This window comes from Carboxydocella sporoproducens DSM 16521 (genome assembly GCF_900167165.1).
Classification (GTDB): domain Bacteria; phylum Bacillota.
Map to the genome: position 1 here is coordinate 27,866 of NZ_FUXM01000010.1, position 18,590 is coordinate 46,455.

The following is an 18,590-nucleotide window of genomic DNA, read 5'->3' on the forward strand; positions in this document are numbered from 1 at the left end:
TTACCACCCTGTTAAGGATTTAGCAATTTCCCAGTACATTTTCATTCTGGCCTGCATCCCTTTAACCAGGCCAAACTTTTCTTCTTTCATTCGATGGGTAAGATCAAAAAGTTCTACCTCCAGCACTTTCCAACCTTTCTCCCGGGCCAGACTGTTAATAAAAACTTCTACCCCGTAGCGGGTGCTGGCCAGTTCATCATAGGGGGTAATTAAGTCCCGTAAAAGGGCCCTTTGTCCGGACAAACTGGGGGTAATTTTTTGCGCCAGGTCAGTGGTTAACCTACCCCCGCTAAATATACCTACTGTCATTTCAGCTTGTCCATTTAGAATTGGATTCAAAAGATTGGTGATATGTTCATCTCTAAGACCGATCAGATCAGCATCAAGAAACAGCAGAACGGAATGAAGAGCAGCTCTGGCGCCAACTAGCAGAGCTGCTCCCTTGCCTTGATTGTAAGGTAGTTCGATCACTTTTGCTCCTGCTTGCTCAGCAAGGATGGCGGTTTGGTCCTGACAGCCATCGCAAACAACGATCACTTCATCTACCAGAGCATGATTCCTGGTTGTTTTCACCACTGGCGCGATAGTTTTTGCTTCATTATAAGCCGGGATTATGGCAGAGCATCCCATGGTACAACCTCCACAAGTTAGTATCTGGCTAATTCTTCTTTGACCAGATTAGCAATCACCTGTGCAGCTTCCTCTACATCGAGTACCCGGGTGTTACCTGTTCTCCGTTCCTTGAGCTCTACTTTACCCTCGGCCAGGGTTTTGCCTACAGTAAGGCGATAGGGGTAACCAATCAGGTCTGCATCCTTGAACTTGACGCCGGCCCTTTCAACCCTATCATCAATTACAGTTTCAATCCCCAGCTGAGTTAACTGACTATAGATTTTTTCCGCTGCTTCCCGCTGTTGCTGATCTTTTTCGGATACAGGTATAACCACCACATGATAGGGAGCTATGGCCAACGGCCAGATGATCCCATTTTCGTCATGGTTTTGTTCAATAGCAGCTGCCATTGTCCTGGTAATACCGATACCATAGCAACCCATTACCATTTCTTTTTGTTTGCCATTTTCATCCAGAAAAACAGCATTCAGAGCTTTACTGTATTTTGTCCCTAACTGGAATACTTGTCCAACTTCAATACCTTTTGCTGTCAGCAATTTGCCTTCTTCACAGCGCGGGCAATGTTCTCCTGCCTCAACCATCCTTATATCTGCAACCAGGTCAACTGCATAATCCCGGTCATAATTAACGTTTTTTAAGTGATAGCCGTCTTCATTGGCTCCACAAACCAGGTTGTTCTGCTGGACTACTTCCGGGTCCGCAATGACCTGCCATACCTTGCCTTTTAGACCCACCGGTCCGATTGAACCAGGAGCTACACCGATCTTTTCTACTACTTCTTCATCACTGGCCAGATGCAATTGCAAAGTATCAACCAGGTTTTGCAGCTTGATTTCATTAACCTGTCTGTCTCCTCGCAGCACAGCAGCTACCAGACCTTTTTCAGTATGATAGATCAGGGTTTTAATAGTCTGTTCAGGAGCTATTCCCAGAAAGGCCGCTACCTCATCAATGGTCTTTTGTTCCGGAGTGGCGATTTTCTCTAAAGGCTGGGCTTCCTGTTTTTCCCTGGCAATCAATCTGGACTCAGCCTTTTCCACATTGGCAGCATAGGTACAGGTATCACAGTACACAATGGTAGCTTCACCCGCATCAGCAAGTACCATAAACTCATGGGTACTGCTGCCCCCAATGGCACCTGCATCGGCCTCTACTGGCCTGAATTTGAGGCCCAGCCTGGTAAAAATCCGGGTGTAGGCATCAAACATTTTTTGATAGCTGATTTGCATGCCTACTTCATCTTTATCAAAGGAATAAAGATCCTTCATGATAAACTCGCGCCCTCGCATCAGTCCAAACCGTGGCCGGCGCTCATCCCGGTATTTGTTGGCAATCTGATAGAGCAACAGGGGCAGCTGTTTATAGGAATGCACTTCATTGCGCACCAGGTCAGTAATGATTTCTTCATGGGTTGGTCCAAGGGCGAATTCGCGACCGTGCCTGTCTTTTAAACGGAAGAGCTCGTCACCATAAACATGCCAGCGCCCTGATTCCAGCCAGAGCTCTGCAGGCTGGATGATGGGCATGGTAATTTCCTGGCCCCCGGCCCGATTCATTTCTTCGCGGACGATTTGCATTATCTTATGCAAAACCCGCTGTGCCAGAGGCAAATATGTATAAACACCAGCGGCAGCTTTGCGGATAAATCCCGCTCTGAGCAGCAGCTGATGACTGATAACTTCGGCTTCAGCCGGAGTCTCTCTCAAAGTGGGTGCTAATAACTGGGATGCTCTCAACTAATCCAACCTCCTTATTTCTTCTAACAAAGCTGATAATAACTGTTCTTCCGGCACCTTGCGGATAACCTGTCCCTTTTTGAATAATAATCCGGCTCCTTTGCCCCCGGCAATGCCAATATCAGCTTCCCTGGCTTCGCCGGGACCGTTAACTGCACAACCCATAACAGCTACTTTCAGGGGCCGGTCTATCTGGTAAAGAATCTGATCAACCTCTTCTGCCAGCTTAATTAAATTCACCTGGCAACGACCACAGGTGGGACAGGAAACCAGCTCCGGGCCAGCCTGACGCAGATTCAAACTCTGCAAAATCTGCCAGGCAGTTCTCACCTCATAAACGGGATCAGCGGTCAGGGAGACCCTCATTGTATCACCTATACCTTCAGACAGCAATATTCCCAGACCTACTGATGATTTTATCACACCACGGAACAAGGTGCCAGCCTCTGTAACACCTATATGCAAGGGATAAGGCACTTTTTGTGCCAGCAGTCGGTAAGCAGCCAGCAAAACCGGAACCCGGGAGGTTTTCAGGGAAATTTTTATTTCCTCATAGCCAAATCGCTCCAGTAATGCTACATGCCTGAGAGCGCTTTCAACCAGCGCTTCGGCACAGGGATGGCCGTATTTTTCCAGCAAGTCCTTCTCCAGAGAGCCGGCATTAACCCCGATTCTTATTGGTACTGCTCGCTCCCTGGCAGCTGCCACAACTTCTTTTACCCGATCTTCACTTCCGATATTGCCAGGATTAATGCGCAGGCCTGCAACTCCATGGGCCAGAGCCTTTAAGGCCAGGCGATAATCAAAATGAATATCGGCAATCACCGGCAAGGGAGACCTGCGGCAGATTTCCTTGAGTGCCTGAGCTGCTTCTTCATCAGGTACGGCCACCCGAATAATTTCACATTTTTCCCGGGCCAGTACCTCAATCTGCTGCAGGGTAGTCTCCACATCCCTGGTATCGGTATTGGTCATGGACTGAACAGATACAGGCGCTCCGCCTCCGATTAATATATTCCCTATCTTAATCTGTTTTTTACTGGCCAAAAACAACTCCCCCTATTTCATCAGCTGGGAAATATCATTTACAGTTACCACTACCATTAACACCAGCAACAGAGCAAAACCCACCAGGTGAACGATGTTTTCCCGTTTGGGGTCTACCCGGCGACCGACCAGCCCCTCCCAGCCTACAAACAGCAGTCGGCTGCCATCAAGAGCCGGAATGGGCAACAAATTAAATAATCCCAGCTGCAAACTCAATAAAGCAGCTAGCTGCAGCAAGTTCAGCCAACCTGCCTGAGCAGCCTTGCCTATCTCCATACTAATACGAGCCGGACCAGCCAGCCCTGCCGTCGGGTCGGGCATCTTAAACAAGTTAGCCAGATAGTGTAAAACAGTAGAAGTAATTTTACCTGTATATAGTACCCCATAACCGGCTGCTTCCCAGAGGTTAACTGATTTCATTTTTGGTGGCTGAGGGGAAATACCAATCATACTCTGCCCTGTTGCCGGGTCCTTTTTGGGTCTAAGCTCGATCAGCATCTTCTTCTGATTCCGGAGAATTTCCAGAGAAACTCGCCCTTGTTCCTGCTTTCTGATTTCCTGGACTACTTTTTCCCAATCCGTTACGGTCTTGCCATTGACCGCAATAATTCTATCTCCCGGCTTTAGTCCTGCAGCTTCGGCAGGCATGTTTTTTATCACTTCACCGATAACCGGCTCAATTACTGGTACACCCAGTTTGAAGAAAATTCCTGCTAGAATCAGGATAGTTAAGACAAAATTCATTAACGGTCCTGCCAGGATTACCAGTCCTTTTTGCCAGGGTTTCTTTTCATTAAAGCCTTCCCCCGGCCGGTATCTGAGCGCCCCATCTTCATCGGTATCTTCTTCCTCATCCATCCCGGCAAATTTAACAAATCCTCCCAGTGGGATAGCCCGTACACTATATAGAGTTTGGTTGCGTCCGGTTTTACCAAAAAGCATAGGGCCAAAACCGATAGCAAACTCATAAACTTTCACGCCTACCGCTCTGCCGGCAAAATAGTGTCCGGCCTCATGTACCAGCACCAGTAAACCAAGAACCAGGATAGTAGCGATTACCGAGACAAGAAAACTGGTCATTTTAATCACCGACCTTTCTTAATCAACTCAGCAGCCTTATAGCGCGCCTGCTGGTCGATATGAAGCACAACCTCCAGATCTTCAGCCTTCTGAGGCGAAAACTGGTCCAGGGTGGCTGCAATGACATCTACAATTTCCACAAACTTTATTTCCTCATTTAAAAATGCTGTAACCGCAACTTCATTGGCTGCATTGAAAATCGTTGGCGCCAGTCCCCCTGCCTGACCAGCCAGATAGGCTAATTTCAATCCTGGATACTTGGCATAATCCGGCAGCGAAAAAGTTAAGCTGCCGATACTTGCCAGATCCAGCCGCGGCCAGGCCCCACTCCAGCGCTGCGGCCAGGAGAGGGCGTACTGAATGGGCAGGCGCATATCCGGTAAACCTAATTGAGCCAGCTGGGAGCCATCACAAAACTCCACCAGTGAATGGATAATACTCTGGGGGTGGAGCAGCACCTGGATCTGTTCATAGGGTATACCAAACAGCCAGTGCGCTTCGATCACTTCAAGACCTTTATTGATCATGGTAGCGGAGTCAATGGTTATTTTGGCTCCCATAGACCAGTTAGGATGAGCCAGAGCATCTCTAACTGTTGCTTCCTGGAGGCGCTGGATATCCCACTCGCGAAAAGCCCCTCCGGAAGCGGTTAAAATCAATTTACTAACTTCATTTTTCTTTGACCCTTGAATACATTGAAAAATAGCAGAATGTTCGCTGTCTACCGGGATAATTTTGACGCCATGTTTTTCGGCCAGGGCCATCACCAGTTCTCCTGCTGCTACCAGGGTTTCCTTGTTGGCCAGAGCAATATCAATTCCTTGTTTAATAGCGGCAATAGTAGGCAACAGCCCCCGGGCACCAGTAATAGCCGTCACAAGCAAATCTATCTCAGCTTCAGTAGCTGCTTTTAATAAACCTTCAGTACCCCAGTAGATTTCTGGAACCCAGCTTTCAACCCGCAGTTGCTGAGCTAGCCACTCAGCGTCCTTCGCTTCTGCAACTGCTACTACCTCTGGCTTAAACTCCCTAATCTGAGCCAGCAATAAATCCACGTTACGTCCTGCAGCAAGGCTTGATACTTGCAGATTTTCCCGCTGGGCACGGACTACTTCCAATGTTTGTGTCCCAATGGAACCTGTACTGCCGATTAGTCCTATTTTGCGCATGTCTGAACCCCGTTTCTTTCTATTATATCCGTGTTATCCCAGTTTTAATAACCGCCTGAATAGCGATTAACAGGATAGGACCCAATACTACCCCCAGAGCGCCCCAGAGCTGATAGCCTGTATAAATCGCTATTAAAGTGGCCAGGGGATGCAGGCCCACATTATCAGCGACCACTTTTGCTTCCAGTAGCTGCCTGACCAGGCTCAGCACCCCATACAGGATAACCAATTTCAGAGCAAAAAAGCCCTGGCCGTGAAAGTAACTGAGCAGAGCCCAGGGTAACAATACTGAGCCAGGGCCCAGCACCGGAATAAAATCCATTAACCCTACCACAATTCCCATGGTTAGAGCAAATTGACTGCCCGTCAGGTAAAGACCACCAATGGCCAGGATAGTGGTAATTGTAATAAGTATAAGCTGGGCCTTGAGATAGCCAGTAAAGGCCAGTATAATTTTCGATCCCACTTCTAAAGTCGTTTCTCCCCAGGGAGGATTTAGCAGTTGTAACCAGAAACGGATAATTTTTTCTTTGTCCTTGAGGAGAAAAAAGGCTGCCAAAATGGCGATAATCAATACAACAAAGCCGCCAGTAATACTGGCTGGTAATACTTGTACTGACCTCAGTAAAGTCTCTGATGCTGAAATAATCAGCTGCTGGCCTTTAGCCACAATATTATCTATATTGTCCTTGACAGCCTGATGGAGCTGCGGTGGCAACTCCCGGTAAAATGCAACCCCTTTTTCCAGCAATGCGTTAGCTTTTTGCCAGACGTGATCAACAAAAATAATGATCTGTTCCCGGTATTCAGGCAGTTCTCGGGTTAAGCGAAGGGTTTCCAGAATCAATCTGGCTAAAATCAGGGCCCAGATAACTATAAATCCGCCTACTACACCAGATAAGGTTAATAAAACAGCCAGAGACCTTTTTAATTTAAATCTTGCCTCCAGTTTATTAACCAGTGGATCCAGCAGGACTGCCAGAAAAGCCGCCAGGATAAACGGTAATGAGATATAAAGAAACTTTCCGAGCCAGGGCATCAAAAATGGTAAAAAGTAAGCCCCACCAAAATAGAGGGTGAGTAAAATCAGCAAGGCCGTCAGCCATTGATAATAATTGGAAGCCATCCGCCTCATCCATTGCCCCCCCTAACAAACCAATCCAGCAAAACATAGGCCAGCGGCGCTGTAAACATGATCGAATCAAACCGGTCCAGTACTCCTCCATGGCCCGGAAAAATGTTACTACTATCCTTTACCCCTGCCGCTCTTTTCAAAGTGGATTCTGCCAGATCTCCCAGCTGTCCTCCCAGACTTATGACAATCCCAAAGCCAGCCCAGAAAAGGTAAGAAAAACCGGTCAGTTTAGGCCCCAGCATTGCCAGCACCAGGGCAGCAGTGACCGCTCCACCAATAACCCCCTCGATGCTTTTTTGGGGACTGATCACTGGTGCCAGGGGATGTTTTCCCAGGGCCCGCCCTGTAAAGTAAGCCCCGGAGTCGGCCAGCCAGTTAGCAATAAAAAACAATGCTGTCAACCATAATCCCTGATCTTGCTCTCGGAGGAGTAGAATGTAAGTGAGAGAAACAGTTACATATACAATACCAAAAAAGCCTGCTCCTAGATCTGACCAGCGTAGGCGCGGAAAAGATATAACCGCAATCAGCAATGTCCAGAGCAACAGAAAGGTTATTCCATAATCAAGACGATGATTAATCATGCTGAAAAAGACCAGTATTACCCCCGGTCCAGCCAGCAGCCAGCTGACCTTTATCCCCAGATGCTGAAGGATATTTTTCAGCTCCCACTGGCCCAGCAGCGCTAGGATCAGAATACCTCCTCCCAGCCAGCTTCCCCCCTGCCAAATAAGCCAGAGAGCCAGAGGTATTCCGATAATGGCAGTTATAACCCTGTATACCAGCACAAAATCACCTCTATAGTTATAGCAAGCCGCCAAAACGGCGCTCCCGCTTTTGATAATCCACTATAGCCTGTAAAAAATGCTCTTCCCGGAAATCAGGCCAGAGCACATCTGTGAGCCAGAATTCCGTGTAAGCTAACTGCCAGAGCAAATAATTGCTGATGCGCAATTCTCCAGCAGGGCGAATCAATAAATCAGGATCTGGGATATCTCTGGTGTAAAGAAACTTTTCTATCACCTCTTCATCAATAGAACCGGGGTCAATTTTCCCTGCTTTCACTTCTGCCGCAATCTGATTTACCGCTTGCACTATTTCAGCTCTACCGCCATAGTTTAGACACAAGCCTAAAACCAGTTTGTTATTTTTGGCAGTTAAATTGATAGACCTGGTCAGTGCCTGCTGGGCAGCAAGGGGTAACCCGGCCAGATCGCCATAAGCCCGAATCTGAACTCCTTGCTGATTTAACTCTGCCACCTCTTTTTCCAGATATTCCACCAGTAAATTCATCAGTGTATCCACTTCTTCTTTAGGCCGCTTCCAGTTTTCCGTGGAAAAAGCATATACTGTGAGATATTTTATACCAATGTTTGTACAAACTTTCACCGCTGTACGCAAGCTTTCCACACCGGCACGATGACCAACACTTCTTGGCAATCCCCTTTTTTGTGCCCAGCGGCCGTTGCCATCCATAATAATGGCAACATGTTGGGGTAATCGAGACAGATCTATTTCATTAATTTGGTGATTGTCCGCTTGTTTTTCCGGCAAAACCGCAGAACCCAACATGCGCGATATCCATTTGGCCACGGGCAATCCTCCCTCCGATAATTTACCATAAATATATTATAACATGAAAAAACCCCCTCGGCGAGGGGGCTTTTTCCCGCAATTTAGCCCTGGCTGATTGCGCCAGTGGGGCAAGCTTCTGCACAGCTACCACAATCTACACATGCATCAGCATCAATGGAGTAGATATCCCCTTCCTTGATGGCGCCATTCGGGCAGGTATCCATGCAGGTACCGCAAGCTACACACTCATCGGAGATTTTGTAGGCCATTCCTCACACCCCCTTTCCCTATGTGGAAAATTAAAGTTCCATAATTTCTTCTTCTTTATGTTCAGCTAATTTATCGATTTCTTTAATATATTTGTCAGTCAGCTTCTGAACCTCATCCTGACCGCGTCTAACTTCATCTTCAGAAATGCCTCCAGCTTTCTCCTGAGCTTTCAGCTCATCATTTGCCTCTCTTCTCACATTCCGCACAGCAACCCGTGCCTCTTCCGCCTTTTTCTTAACCACTTTTACCAGCTCAGTCCGCCGCTCCTGGGTCAATTGCGGAATAGCAATACGAATTACGGTACCGTCATTGTTGGGGGTCAGCCCCAAATCGGATTTCATTATCGCTTTCTCAATTTCATTCAAAACACTCCGGTCCCAGGGTTGAACTACCAGCAACCTGGGTTCAGGAGCGGAAATATTAGCCAGCTGGTTAACAGGAGTTGGCACACCATAATAGTCCACTGTTACCTTCTCCAGCAAAGCGGGAGTTGCGCGTCCAGCCCGCAGAGAAGCCAGTTCTTTTTTTAGTACAGCCACTGCTTTTTGCATTTTCTCTTCATGCTCACGAATGATTTCTTTAATCATTTCGTCTCTTCACCTCCAACTAATGTACCGATCTTTTCTCCCAGTACTACTTTCTGGATATTGCCCTCTTCATTAAGGTTGAAGACAATAATGGGAATACTGTTATCCATACACAGGGAAGTGGCGGTTGAATCCATTACCCCCAGCCCCAGTTGTAAGACATCCAGATATGTAAGTTCTTTAAACAGTCGGGCAGCGGGGTTTTTCTTGGGATCAGAGTCATAGACCCCATTTACCTGCTTGGCCATCAGGATAACTTCCGCTTCTATTTCGGCAGCCCGCAAAGCTGCGGTGGTATCAGTAGAAAAATAGGGGTTACCAGTGCCGGCTGCAAAGATCACCACCCGTCCTTTTTCCAGATGGCGAATCGCTCTCCTTCTTATATAAGGCTCAGCTACCTGCCGCATCTCAATGGCCGTTTGTACCCTGGTATCCACGCCCAGGTTTTCCAGGGCATCCTGCAGGGCCAGAGAATTCATCACAGTAGCCAGCATACCCATATAATCAGCAGTAGCCCGGTCCATGCCTTTAGCACTACCGGCCACTCCGCGCCAGATATTACCTCCACCCACAACGATAGCAACCTGGACTCCCAGTTTTACAATTTCACTAATCTGGCGGGCAATGTTCTGAACAGTATGCTGGTCAATGCCAAAACCCTGTCCACCAGCCAGCGCCTCACCGCTTAGTTTAAGAACAACCCGTTTATATTTTGGAACTGTCATGGGCCAACCTCCTGTATTTGTATAATCAATTCTACAACGGTGGCCGATTTCCTTTTGTTTTCAGAAATATTTTTACAAAAAAGAGAACACAAAAATGTGTTCTCTTTTATTACCAACTACCGCTGCAGCTCCTTCATAACTTCGGCAGCAAAATCATCCTGCCGTTTCTCCAGACCTTCACCCATTTCGTAACGAACAAACCGTCTGACATTAATATTTTCACCGATTTTGGCAATTTTTTCCTTGATAAGTTGTTCTATGGTGATGTCCGGATTTTTAACAAAAGGCTGCTCCAGCAAGCATACTTCTTTGTAGAACTTTTCAATTCTTCCTTCCACCATTTTTTCGACGATATTTTCGGGTTTGCCTTCATTAAGAGCTTGAGCCCGCAGAATCTGCTTTTCTTTTTCAATTACATCAGCAGGCACTTCTTCCCGCCGGACATACTGAGGCTTGGAAGCAGCAATTTGCATAGCAATATCCTTGCCCAACTGCTGGAATTCCTCGGTTTTGGCCACGAAGTCAGTCTCACAGTTAATTTCCACCAGGACACCTACACGGCCGCCAGCATGTATGTACGATGTAACGATCCCTTCAGCTGCAATCCGGCCAGCTTTTTTGGCTGCTGCAGCCAGCCCCTTTTCCCGCAGATATTCAACAGCCTTTTCCATATCACCATTGGTTTCCTGCAATGCCTTTTTGCAGTCCATCATCCCGGCACCGGTTCTTTCTCTTAGTTCTTTAACTGCCTGTGCAGATATCATCACGATAACCTCCTTAAATTTTTGTAATAAAAAGGGTGGGCCCGAGTTTCCCGGCCACCCACCCGACTTTACTACTCGGTCATTTGCTGTCCTTGCAAACCTTCCAGAATAGCATCTGCCATTTTGCTGGTTAACAGCTTTACCGCCCTGATGGCATCATCATTACCGGGAATAACGTAGTCTACCTCATCTGGATCACAGTTAGTATCCACAATAGCGACCACCGGTATACCCAGTCGCCGCGCTTCAGCAACAGCAATTTTTTCTTTCCGCGGGTCGACCACGAACAAGGCACCGGGCAGTTCCTTCATATCCTTAATGCCGCCCAAGAATTTTTCCAGTCTGGCTTTTTCTTTTAACAGTTCGGCCACCTCTTTCTTGGGCAGTACGGCAAAGGTACCATCCTGTTCCATTCTCTCCAGCTCATGCAGCCGTTCAATTCTTTTCCGAATGGTGGTGAAGTTGGTCAGCATACCACCCAACCAACGCTGATTTACATAGAACTGACCACAGCGGACAGCTTCCTCTTTCACAGCTTCCTGCGCTTGTTTCTTGGTTCCTACAAACAGCACAGTCTTGCCTTCTTCAGCTACACTGCGCAGGAAATTGTAGGCTTCCTCTACTTTCTTAACAGTTTTTTGCAAATCGATAATGTAAATTCCGTTCCGGTCAGTGAAGATATATTCCCGCATTTTGGGGTTCCACCGCCGGGTTTGGTGTCCGAAGTGAACACCGGCTTCCAGTAATTGTTTCATGGAAACGACTGACATATTTACACCTCCATTAGTTTTACCTCCGCCCCCATCTTCTTCGCTGCCCACCTGTCTCCAGGCACTCGGCAGCGAATCCGGAGACGTGTGTATTTTACACACCATTTGCTATTTTAACATAACTTGATTTAATTGGCAAGGGTTCAGTGGGTCAGGGTTTTAAGAATGTCAGCAACCGATGTGTTTTGTTTTATCTGATAAGTTCCCGCTTTAAACTTCCGGGCCAGTCCCGCCTTATCCACTTCCATCAGAAAAGCTTTTTTATCCTGGATTAATCCTTCTGCCAGCAGAATATCCGCTATTTTTTCTGAAGTAACCCCTTTGGGCAAAACCACTAGAACCATGCGTTCTGCTGATGGTTGCTGGGCAGGCTGGACCGGCAAACGTTGCTGGGCTTGTTTTTCCCATTCTTTCCTGGCGTTGGCCAGTTCCTGGGCTACCTTTTCCGCCGCCTCCTGTCGAGTAATCATACCCAGAGAGCGGGCCCGGCTGATTAGTTCTGCTTCTGATAACTGCAGGTTGCTTTTTGCAAAAAACAGGGCTAAACCGCCCAGTACCAGGCCTATGCCCAAACCGCGCCAAAAGGCTTGCCTACCCATTATCGCCCTGCCTCCTTGCCAAATAAATCTATAATCAGCTGAGCTTCCCCTTTGCCTATTCCCAGACGGGCCGCAATTTCATCTATCGATAGCCCTGATTGCCATAAGGCTATGATTTCATCTTTATTTTTAAACCGTGAATCCATTTTCTTCTGCGGCTCCTTATCTTTTTCCCGGTTTTCTTTAACTTTGTCCTTAGTTTTAGGCTTTTTCATAACCTGTGGGTCTCCATCCGATACCACTGTTTTTTCCAGCCTGTTAACCAGTTTTTCTGCCGCTTCTTCCACTTCTGTCAATAACAAGGCTACATCTGCTTTTGCCTGTTCAACCCTGGTCAATATCGTTAATAGTTCGTCCTGACGTTTCAGATTTTCCCTTTTTTCCAGCCAGAAACTCCAGCCCAGAGCCAGTATACCTGCTAACAACATCCACCATTCTAATGTCACCGCAAATCGTCTCCTATACCAGAATATCCAGATGTTCCTTTTTCCCTTCTTCCCGTTCTTCCTGCTTTTCTTTGTCTTTTTCCGTTTTTTTTCGTACACGACTGCCCAGCGTTTTGCTGCTGGCTTGAATCTTTTGTTTCACATTTCGGGTCTGTTTATCCAGTTGAGCGCTGAATTCCTGATTAGCCTGCTGGCGAGCAGCCAGCTCAGTTTGCTGGATTTTGCTTACTTCCTGAACTTTAATGAAAGTATTTTGCATATCAACAGGCTTAATACTCATCGCTCTCCCCCTAACGCAAAGGCCGCATTTCGATTTCACCTTCCTGATTCAGCTGAAAAGACACGTATTGCACGGGTTCATCGATAATCAGGGTCTGGTCACCAATGACGATCCGGGTTCCGGGATGGACAATTTTTTCTATCATTATTTTGCCTTCAATTGAGGTTTGCAATAAAGTTAATAGCTCCTGCTCCTCGACTATCAAATTTTTTAATTCAGCTTCCAGATTAATTACTGATCGTTTTACCTTAATTAACAATGCCTTCTTTTCATCAGGAAGCTCACCGGCCTTTTCCTTCATTCGCTGCAGAAGGTCAATGATTTGCTTTGCTTTGGTCAAACTTTGTTGAACTGCTGTCAGCCCGGATACAGTCGCTAAATATCTAAGTTTCAGTTTCGGGCTTACTCCAGCTTCCAGCAAAGTATGAGTCCCCATCGGTGCTCCCACAGTTTTGGCCCGGATGTCCCGTCCAGCCCGGACTTCCCCGCCGGCAATCAGAGCTTTGCTGCCTTCCACTATGACCGAACCTTCCGCAATTACCTGGCTGTGCATAATCCCTTTCCCGATTTGCACATTCCCGCCACATTCAATGAATGCGTTTTCAACATAGGCTGCAAACAGGTTACCCTGACAGGATATCTGAGCGCCTTTTTTGCCAATAATGCCATTACGTACCCGCAAATGTCCCCCGGCCTGGATACTGCCTCCTAAGACAGCACCACCTACTTCCACATCAGCGGTAGCTTTGACCTGAAATCCGCCAAGCACATCACCGGTGATACGGATGGTGCCATCAAAATCAATGTTTCCGGTGGAAAAATCCACATTACCCCGCACCTCATATATATCAGATACGGTTACTTTGCCATTAATCAAGGCCACATGTCCGTTTTTTTCTGCAACAATTATATTTTCCTCCTGCAAAAGGCGCGTTCCTTTTCCTGCTTTCAAGACCACATCTTTTGCCTTTTTAGCAGGAATCACCCGACCAAATATGTCCATTCCATCCTGGCCAGGTACAGGAGGAACCCGCTCGGCCAGCACATCCCCGGCTTTAACCTGTTGAATCAGTTCCAGGTTATAATAGTCGACCGACCCGTCCTGACGGGCTTTGGGAGTTAGAGGGAGCCCATTAATTTCAAAATGATATTTAATACAAGCATCTATTCCAGCTACAGGTTCCCGGCCCCGGGCTAGTAGAATTTTTTCGCCATTCCGTTTTACAATAGCGGTTTTAATATTTTCCTCAATCAAACCATATTTAATCTTCCGTTCATTGATAGCTTTCCAGATCAATTGTTCCAGTTTCTGGTCACTTTCTTCTGCTGCTGCAAGCAGCTGTAAAAAGGCTGTCATGTTATCCGCACTGGTTTCGAGACTTAAAACGATTTTCTTTTCTTTCTGCTGATCCATGACAGCCCCTCCCGCGGTTATTCCGCAAAAATCTTTTGCTTCTGTCGACTGAGCCGGCCCCGTAACCGGAAAATTGCTTTGGTATGCAGCTGTGAAACCCGGGATTCACTAACTCCAATTACTTGTCCTATCTCCTTTAAGGTCAAACCATTATAATAATACAGGGCTACAACTAGTTTCTCCTTTTCTGGCAGTTTGGCAATAGCGTCGGCAAGAATTTGCTTGACTGCTTGAAGCTGAACCTGTTCCTCAAGGGTTGGTTGACTTTTGTCGGCGATCAATTCATGGAATCCGGCAGTATTTTCTTCTTCCCCAGGAATCAATTCATCAAGGGAAAAAATAACCCCCTGGGAGCTCTGTACCAGCAACTGCTGATATTGCTCCTCTGACAAACCTAAAGCCTGGCAAATTTCTTCATCCGTAGCCGACCTACCCAAACGCTGTTCTAACTCCCAAATTCCCTGTTCTAATTTCTTTACTCTGGCTCTTACTGAAGCTGGCATCCAATCCAGCTGGCGCAAGCCATCGATTATCGCCCCTTTGATGCGGGCTACCGCATAAGTTTCAAATTTGATGCCTCGCTCAGGCTCAAACCGTTCGATGGCTTCCAGTAAACCAAAGGTACCAAAACTTAATAATTCATCATAAGTGATACTGGATGGCAAGCCTGAAATAAGCCTGCCCGCCACATATTTAACGAGATGAGCATAACGTTTAATGAGGGCCTCCTTCAACTCTGGTCCTTTTTTTTCTTTATATTCTGCCCAGAGCTGTTCATCCTTTTGCCCGCTCAATTTAATGGCCAACATGGGCTCACCTCTTTAGATATGATAGTTTTTAGCTGCCATAGTACGAATATGCACAAGCCCTGTTTCCAGGTCAAATTCAATGGTTCGCCCGATATTTCCTCCAGTGTCCTCCGCCAGCAAAGGAATATCCCAGGCAGCAAGGGCTGTTTTTACCGCTTCCACATTTCTCTGTCCCACTTTCATGATTTCATGTTCACCACCAAAGGAAAACATCTGGGCCCCGCCTGCAATCTTAGCTTTTAACCGACGGCGGCAAGCCCCATGGTTTTCCAGCAACTGGATTAGTGCCGGTACGGCTGTATCAGCAAATTTCGCGGGATTTCCCGCTACCCTGGCTTTAGTGCTATCTGGCAGCATAATATGGGCCATGCCGCCTTTTTTGCTGAGAAAATCCCAGAGACATATGCCTACACAGGAACCCAGACCAGAAGTCAATAACCGGGCAGGAGCCTGTCCTATCTTTAAATCAGCCATCCCAACTTTTATAATCTCCATCTCAACTTACACTCCCAGCGCCGTAACTATAACTCTAAGGGAATCAGGCTCAGGCAAGAGGAAAAAGTGCCCGATCATTTCCTTGTGATTTAGCTTGAATATGGTCTCTATTATCAGTACCTCATTGGAAACATGCCCTAGTTCCGCAGCAACACTAGAAAGGATATTGCAGCCATAATCCAGGGCCACCCCCGGTATCGAAGGATAAAATCTGATACCAGTAAAGCCAGTAATGGCCGCTAGAAAACCTCCTGTTACGATATTTCCGACTTCAGCCAGGGCCGATAACTCAAACTGATTAAAACTCCCCGTCTCAGTTACAGAGCGCTGTAACAGCATTTCCACCAGCTGCTGGGCCATGGATTGCGGCAAGAGCCATAAAACTTCTCCTGGAGCTTGCCCCTTAATCTTCTGGTAAATACCATAAACAGTTTCCTGGCAAATAGGCGATGCTTCCAGAATCTCCTGATAAGAAACAATATTTATCTCCGGCACTGACATCTCTACTCTCTGACCCAGCATGGTGGCCAGAGCAGTGGCACCATTACCAGCACCAATATTGCAAACTTCCCTGATTACATCCAGCTGCGCTTCACTCAATTTTTTGAATTCCCCCACCCCAATTCCTCCTTAAATTGCCGTTTCAATACCATCACTACCCGATCTGGCAATTTAACAAAAGCGTCAATATATTTTTCGTAGATATCAGTTTGAATCTGATCTTCTCCTACCTTGGTTACACTGCTAATTTCATCAGCCAGTACCCCAAACATACCCTCCTGTTCAGTCAAAATTATAATTCGGCTTTCTTCAGTGATTAACGGTTCCGGCAAGCCAAACAACCGGTGCAAAGAAAGGACTGGTACTACTGTTCCCCGCAGGTTTATCACCCCGAGAATATAGGAGGGTGTCCGCGGCACCCTGGTAATTTTAACGAGCGGAAAAATTTCCTTCACTCTGTTGATATAAAGACCATACCATTTGTTTTGTAAACGAAATACAACAATTTGAACCTCCACTGCCTTTACCTCCCCGTCAATAGGGATGGGACATCCAGGATCAAGGCAACTTCACCATTGGCTAAAATGGTAGCACCTGCAATGCCTGAAATCCCTGTCAAAAGTGGGCCCAGGGACTTGATGACGATTTCCTGCTGTCCCAGCAGTTCGTCCACGATCAACCCTATCCTCTGTCTCCCTGTTCTGACAATAACCACAGGCAATTCTGTTTCCGGCTCTGGTATCTCCCAGGGGTGTTCCAGCAATTCTTTTAAAATGTACACAGGAACCAGTACTTCCCTTAGTTTTATATAATAAGCCCCCTGTAGTTCCAGAATATCCCTTTGTAAAATTGCCGCTGTTTCTTCGATATAGCCGATCGGTACTGCATAGGTTTCCTGACCGATCTTGATAAGTAAGCTCTGCAAAATCGCTAAAGTTAAAGGCAAAATAATGTGCACAGTGGTGCCCTGATGCAAACGAGAATTCAGCATAATCCGCCCATTGAGGGATTCAATTTTTTTCTTCACTGCATCCATTCCCACACCACGGCCAGAAATATCGGTCACTTTTTCTGCTGTACTCAATCCCGGTCGGAAAATCAGAGCCAGTTTTTCCTCTTCACTCATTTGTTCCGCTTCAACGCTATTGATAAGACCGTTCTGCAAAGCCTTTTGTACTACTTTCTCAGTATCAATCCCTTTGCCATCATCCTTAATTTCAATGACCACATGATTCCCTTCATGAAAAGCCGAAAGACTGATGGTTCCGGCAGCTGGTTTTCCTTTTGCCAGCCGCTCAGCAGGGGATTCAATACCGTGGTCAATGGCATTTCGCAGTAGATGCACCAGTGGCTCCCCAATTTCATCTATCACCGTGCGATCCAGCTCTGTATCAGCTCCATAAACCTGAAAATCGATCTCTTTTCCCAGTTCTCTGGCCAGATCCCTAACCATGCGAGGAAAACGATTGAACACCGTCTCAACTGGTACCATGCGAACTTTCATTACCAGGTTTTGTAATTCGGAGAAAATAAAATCCATTTGTTCGATAGTCTCGTTAAGTTCTTTCAGTCCATTTTTCCTGGCGATGGCGAATAAGCGGGTTTTATTTATTACCAGTTCTCCCACCAGGTTCATCAATATATCCAGTTTCTGAATATCCACCCTGAGGGTTTGAGCTTTCAACTGTCCTGACGGTTTCTTATCAGATTCTACCGCTGGTTTTATCGTTTCCTGCCCTGATGATACTGCCGGTTTTTCTGTTTTTGTTTCCTGTACCGGTCTGGCCTGAAGCTGAAAGGCTTCGATGTGATAGCTTTCCAGTTCAGAGACAGATTGCATAGCTGTTTCTACTGCACTGGCTGATTCGGAGCTTATTAACAGAAATTCCACTATCCGGTCAAAATTGTCTTCTTCAATTTCCGATGTGTCAGGTACGGTTTTAATAATTTCCCCCAGCTGCTCCAAATTGCGATAAACCATCAATACCCGGGGCACTTTCATTAAACAATCTTCCCGTAGAATTACTTTGATTTTCCAGACATTTAACCCCTGGCTACTGGCATCCTGTACCACTCTTACTTCATACTCATTGAGTACCATAGCAGGTGCGGGGGAAGTTGTCGGTTTAGACTCTTCATTTTTTTTGGTAGTAACTGATTCAGCGGCCTCAGGTTGATGATTCCTAAGCTGATTGATAATATCCTGCGGCGATGTTTGAATACTGCCCTGGCTGGCGACTTCCTCCAGCATAATTTCCAGCGTATCAGCTACTTTCAGCAAAAGGTCAATCCCATTGGAACTGATACATTGCTGGGTTCCCCGGTAGGGTTGCAAGAAACTTTCCATTTCATGGGTAAGTTCGGCCATCTGGGTAAAACCCATCGTTGCCGACATTCCTTTCAAAGTATGGGCACTGCGAAAGAGCTCATTGATGGTTTCCAGGTTACACGGATCTTTTTCCAGCTCCAGCAAACACTCACTGATTTTTTGCAAATGCTCCCGTGCTTCCTCAAAAAATATGGTTAGATACTGGGACAGATCCACAATTCTCCCC

21 protein-coding genes and 1 pseudogene are annotated in these 18,590 nt (G+C 46.7%); all 22 read right to left on the minus strand.

The window, feature by feature from the left end:
* The 22 genes and pseudogenes from B5D20_RS05620 to B5D20_RS05725 all read right to left on the minus strand — a co-directional run bounded on the left by B5D20_RS05620 (nt 1) and on the right by B5D20_RS05725 (nt 18,580).
* Nucleotides 1–630, minus strand: coding sequence for a glycosyltransferase family 2 protein (locus B5D20_RS05620; protein ID WP_078665251.1), 630 nt, complete (start codon nt 628–630; stop codon nt 1–3).
* A gap of 17 nt (nt 631–647) precedes the next feature.
* Nucleotides 648–2,369, minus strand: a complete 1,722-nt coding sequence (locus tag B5D20_RS05625) for a proline--tRNA ligase (RefSeq protein ID WP_078665252.1) — start codon at nt 2,367–2,369, stop codon at nt 648–650.
* Nucleotides 2,370–3,422, minus strand: coding sequence for a flavodoxin-dependent (E)-4-hydroxy-3-methylbut-2-enyl-diphosphate synthase (gene ispG / locus B5D20_RS05630; protein WP_107753467.1), 1,053 nt, complete (start codon nt 3,420–3,422; stop codon nt 2,370–2,372). It lies immediately after the preceding gene.
* A 6-nt stretch (nt 3,423–3,428) separates the two neighbouring features.
* Entirely contained in the window at nt 3,429–4,496 is a 1,068-nt protein-coding gene (rseP, locus tag B5D20_RS05635; RefSeq protein WP_078665254.1) for an RIP metalloprotease RseP, read from the minus strand.
* Between the two features lie 5 nt (nt 4,497–4,501).
* Complete coding sequence (locus B5D20_RS05640) at nt 4,502–5,665, minus strand: 1-deoxy-D-xylulose-5-phosphate reductoisomerase (RefSeq protein WP_078665255.1); 1,164 nt, start codon at nt 5,663–5,665, stop codon at nt 4,502–4,504.
* Between the two features lie 22 nt (nt 5,666–5,687).
* Nucleotides 5,688–6,800 carry a sporulation integral membrane protein YtvI gene (gene ytvI / locus B5D20_RS05645; RefSeq protein WP_078665256.1) on the minus strand — a complete coding sequence of 371 codons (1,113 nt, stop codon included), beginning with the start codon at nt 6,798–6,800 and terminating at the stop codon, nt 5,688–5,690.
* Nucleotides 6,797–7,588: a phosphatidate cytidylyltransferase gene (locus B5D20_RS05650; RefSeq protein WP_159071881.1), complete on the minus strand. Its 792-nt coding sequence runs from the start codon at nt 7,586–7,588 to the stop codon at nt 6,797–6,799. The genes ytvI and B5D20_RS05650 overlap by 4 nt, the downstream gene beginning before the upstream one ends.
* Before the next feature lie 16 nt (nt 7,589–7,604).
* Nucleotides 7,605–8,372: an isoprenyl transferase gene (locus tag B5D20_RS05655; protein ID WP_078665303.1), complete on the minus strand. Its 768-nt coding sequence runs from the start codon at nt 8,370–8,372 to the stop codon at nt 7,605–7,607.
* A gap of 104 nt (nt 8,373–8,476) precedes the next feature.
* Nucleotides 8,477–8,644, minus strand: coding sequence for a DUF362 domain-containing protein (locus B5D20_RS05660; protein ID WP_078665258.1), 168 nt, complete (start codon nt 8,642–8,644; stop codon nt 8,477–8,479).
* 30 nt (nt 8,645–8,674) lie between these two features.
* Nucleotides 8,675–9,232, minus strand: a complete 558-nt coding sequence (gene frr / locus B5D20_RS05665; RefSeq protein ID WP_078665259.1) for a ribosome recycling factor — start codon at nt 9,230–9,232, stop codon at nt 8,675–8,677.
* The gene (gene pyrH, locus B5D20_RS05670; RefSeq protein ID WP_078665260.1) at nt 9,229–9,957 is read right to left on the minus strand and encodes a UMP kinase; all 729 of its coding nucleotides are present in this window, start codon (nt 9,955–9,957) and stop codon (nt 9,229–9,231) included. Before pyrH ends, frr begins: the two co-directional genes overlap by 4 nt.
* A 116-nt stretch (nt 9,958–10,073) precedes the next feature.
* Nucleotides 10,074–10,730 (minus strand): annotated as a pseudogene (tsf, locus tag B5D20_RS05675) (translation elongation factor Ts); the annotation flags it as partial.
* Nucleotides 10,731–10,792: 62 nt separating this feature from the next.
* Nucleotides 10,793–11,491, minus strand: a complete 699-nt coding sequence (gene rpsB / locus B5D20_RS05680; RefSeq protein ID WP_078665262.1) for a 30S ribosomal protein S2 — start codon at nt 11,489–11,491, stop codon at nt 10,793–10,795.
* Between the two features lie 143 nt (nt 11,492–11,634).
* Entirely contained in the window at nt 11,635–12,090 is a 456-nt protein-coding gene (locus tag B5D20_RS05685; RefSeq protein WP_078665263.1) for an endolytic transglycosylase MltG, read from the minus strand.
* A complete protein-coding gene (locus tag B5D20_RS05690) occupies nt 12,090–12,536 on the minus strand; it encodes a DUF6115 domain-containing protein (RefSeq protein WP_143311824.1) in 447 nt (148 codons plus the stop codon). The genes B5D20_RS05685 and B5D20_RS05690 overlap by 1 nt, the downstream gene beginning before the upstream one ends.
* Before the next feature lie 13 nt (nt 12,537–12,549).
* Nucleotides 12,550–12,816, minus strand: coding sequence for a hypothetical protein (locus tag B5D20_RS05695; RefSeq protein ID WP_078665265.1), 267 nt, complete (start codon nt 12,814–12,816; stop codon nt 12,550–12,552).
* Between the two features lie 10 nt (nt 12,817–12,826).
* Nucleotides 12,827–14,230, minus strand: a complete 1,404-nt coding sequence (locus tag B5D20_RS05700; protein ID WP_078665266.1) for a DUF342 domain-containing protein — start codon at nt 14,228–14,230, stop codon at nt 12,827–12,829.
* A gap of 17 nt (nt 14,231–14,247) precedes the next feature.
* On the minus strand, nt 14,248–15,039 hold the full coding sequence (locus B5D20_RS05705; protein WP_078665267.1) for a FliA/WhiG family RNA polymerase sigma factor: 792 nt from the start codon (nt 15,037–15,039) through the stop codon (nt 14,248–14,250).
* A 12-nt stretch (nt 15,040–15,051) separates the two neighbouring features.
* On the minus strand, nt 15,052–15,534 hold the full coding sequence (locus tag B5D20_RS05710; RefSeq protein WP_078665268.1) for a chemotaxis protein CheD: 483 nt from the start codon (nt 15,532–15,534) through the stop codon (nt 15,052–15,054).
* A gap of 6 nt (nt 15,535–15,540) precedes the next feature.
* The gene (locus B5D20_RS05715; RefSeq protein WP_078665269.1) at nt 15,541–16,152 is read right to left on the minus strand and encodes a chemotaxis protein CheC; all 612 of its coding nucleotides are present in this window, start codon (nt 16,150–16,152) and stop codon (nt 15,541–15,543) included.
* The gene (locus tag B5D20_RS05720; protein WP_159071882.1) at nt 16,131–16,553 is read right to left on the minus strand and encodes a chemotaxis protein CheW; all 423 of its coding nucleotides are present in this window, start codon (nt 16,551–16,553) and stop codon (nt 16,131–16,133) included. The genes B5D20_RS05715 and B5D20_RS05720 overlap by 22 nt, the downstream gene beginning before the upstream one ends.
* Before the next feature lie 5 nt (nt 16,554–16,558).
* Nucleotides 16,559–18,580, minus strand: coding sequence for a chemotaxis protein CheA (locus B5D20_RS05725; protein ID WP_078665271.1), 2,022 nt, complete (start codon nt 18,578–18,580; stop codon nt 16,559–16,561).
* Between the last annotated feature and the right edge of the window lie 10 nt (nt 18,581–18,590).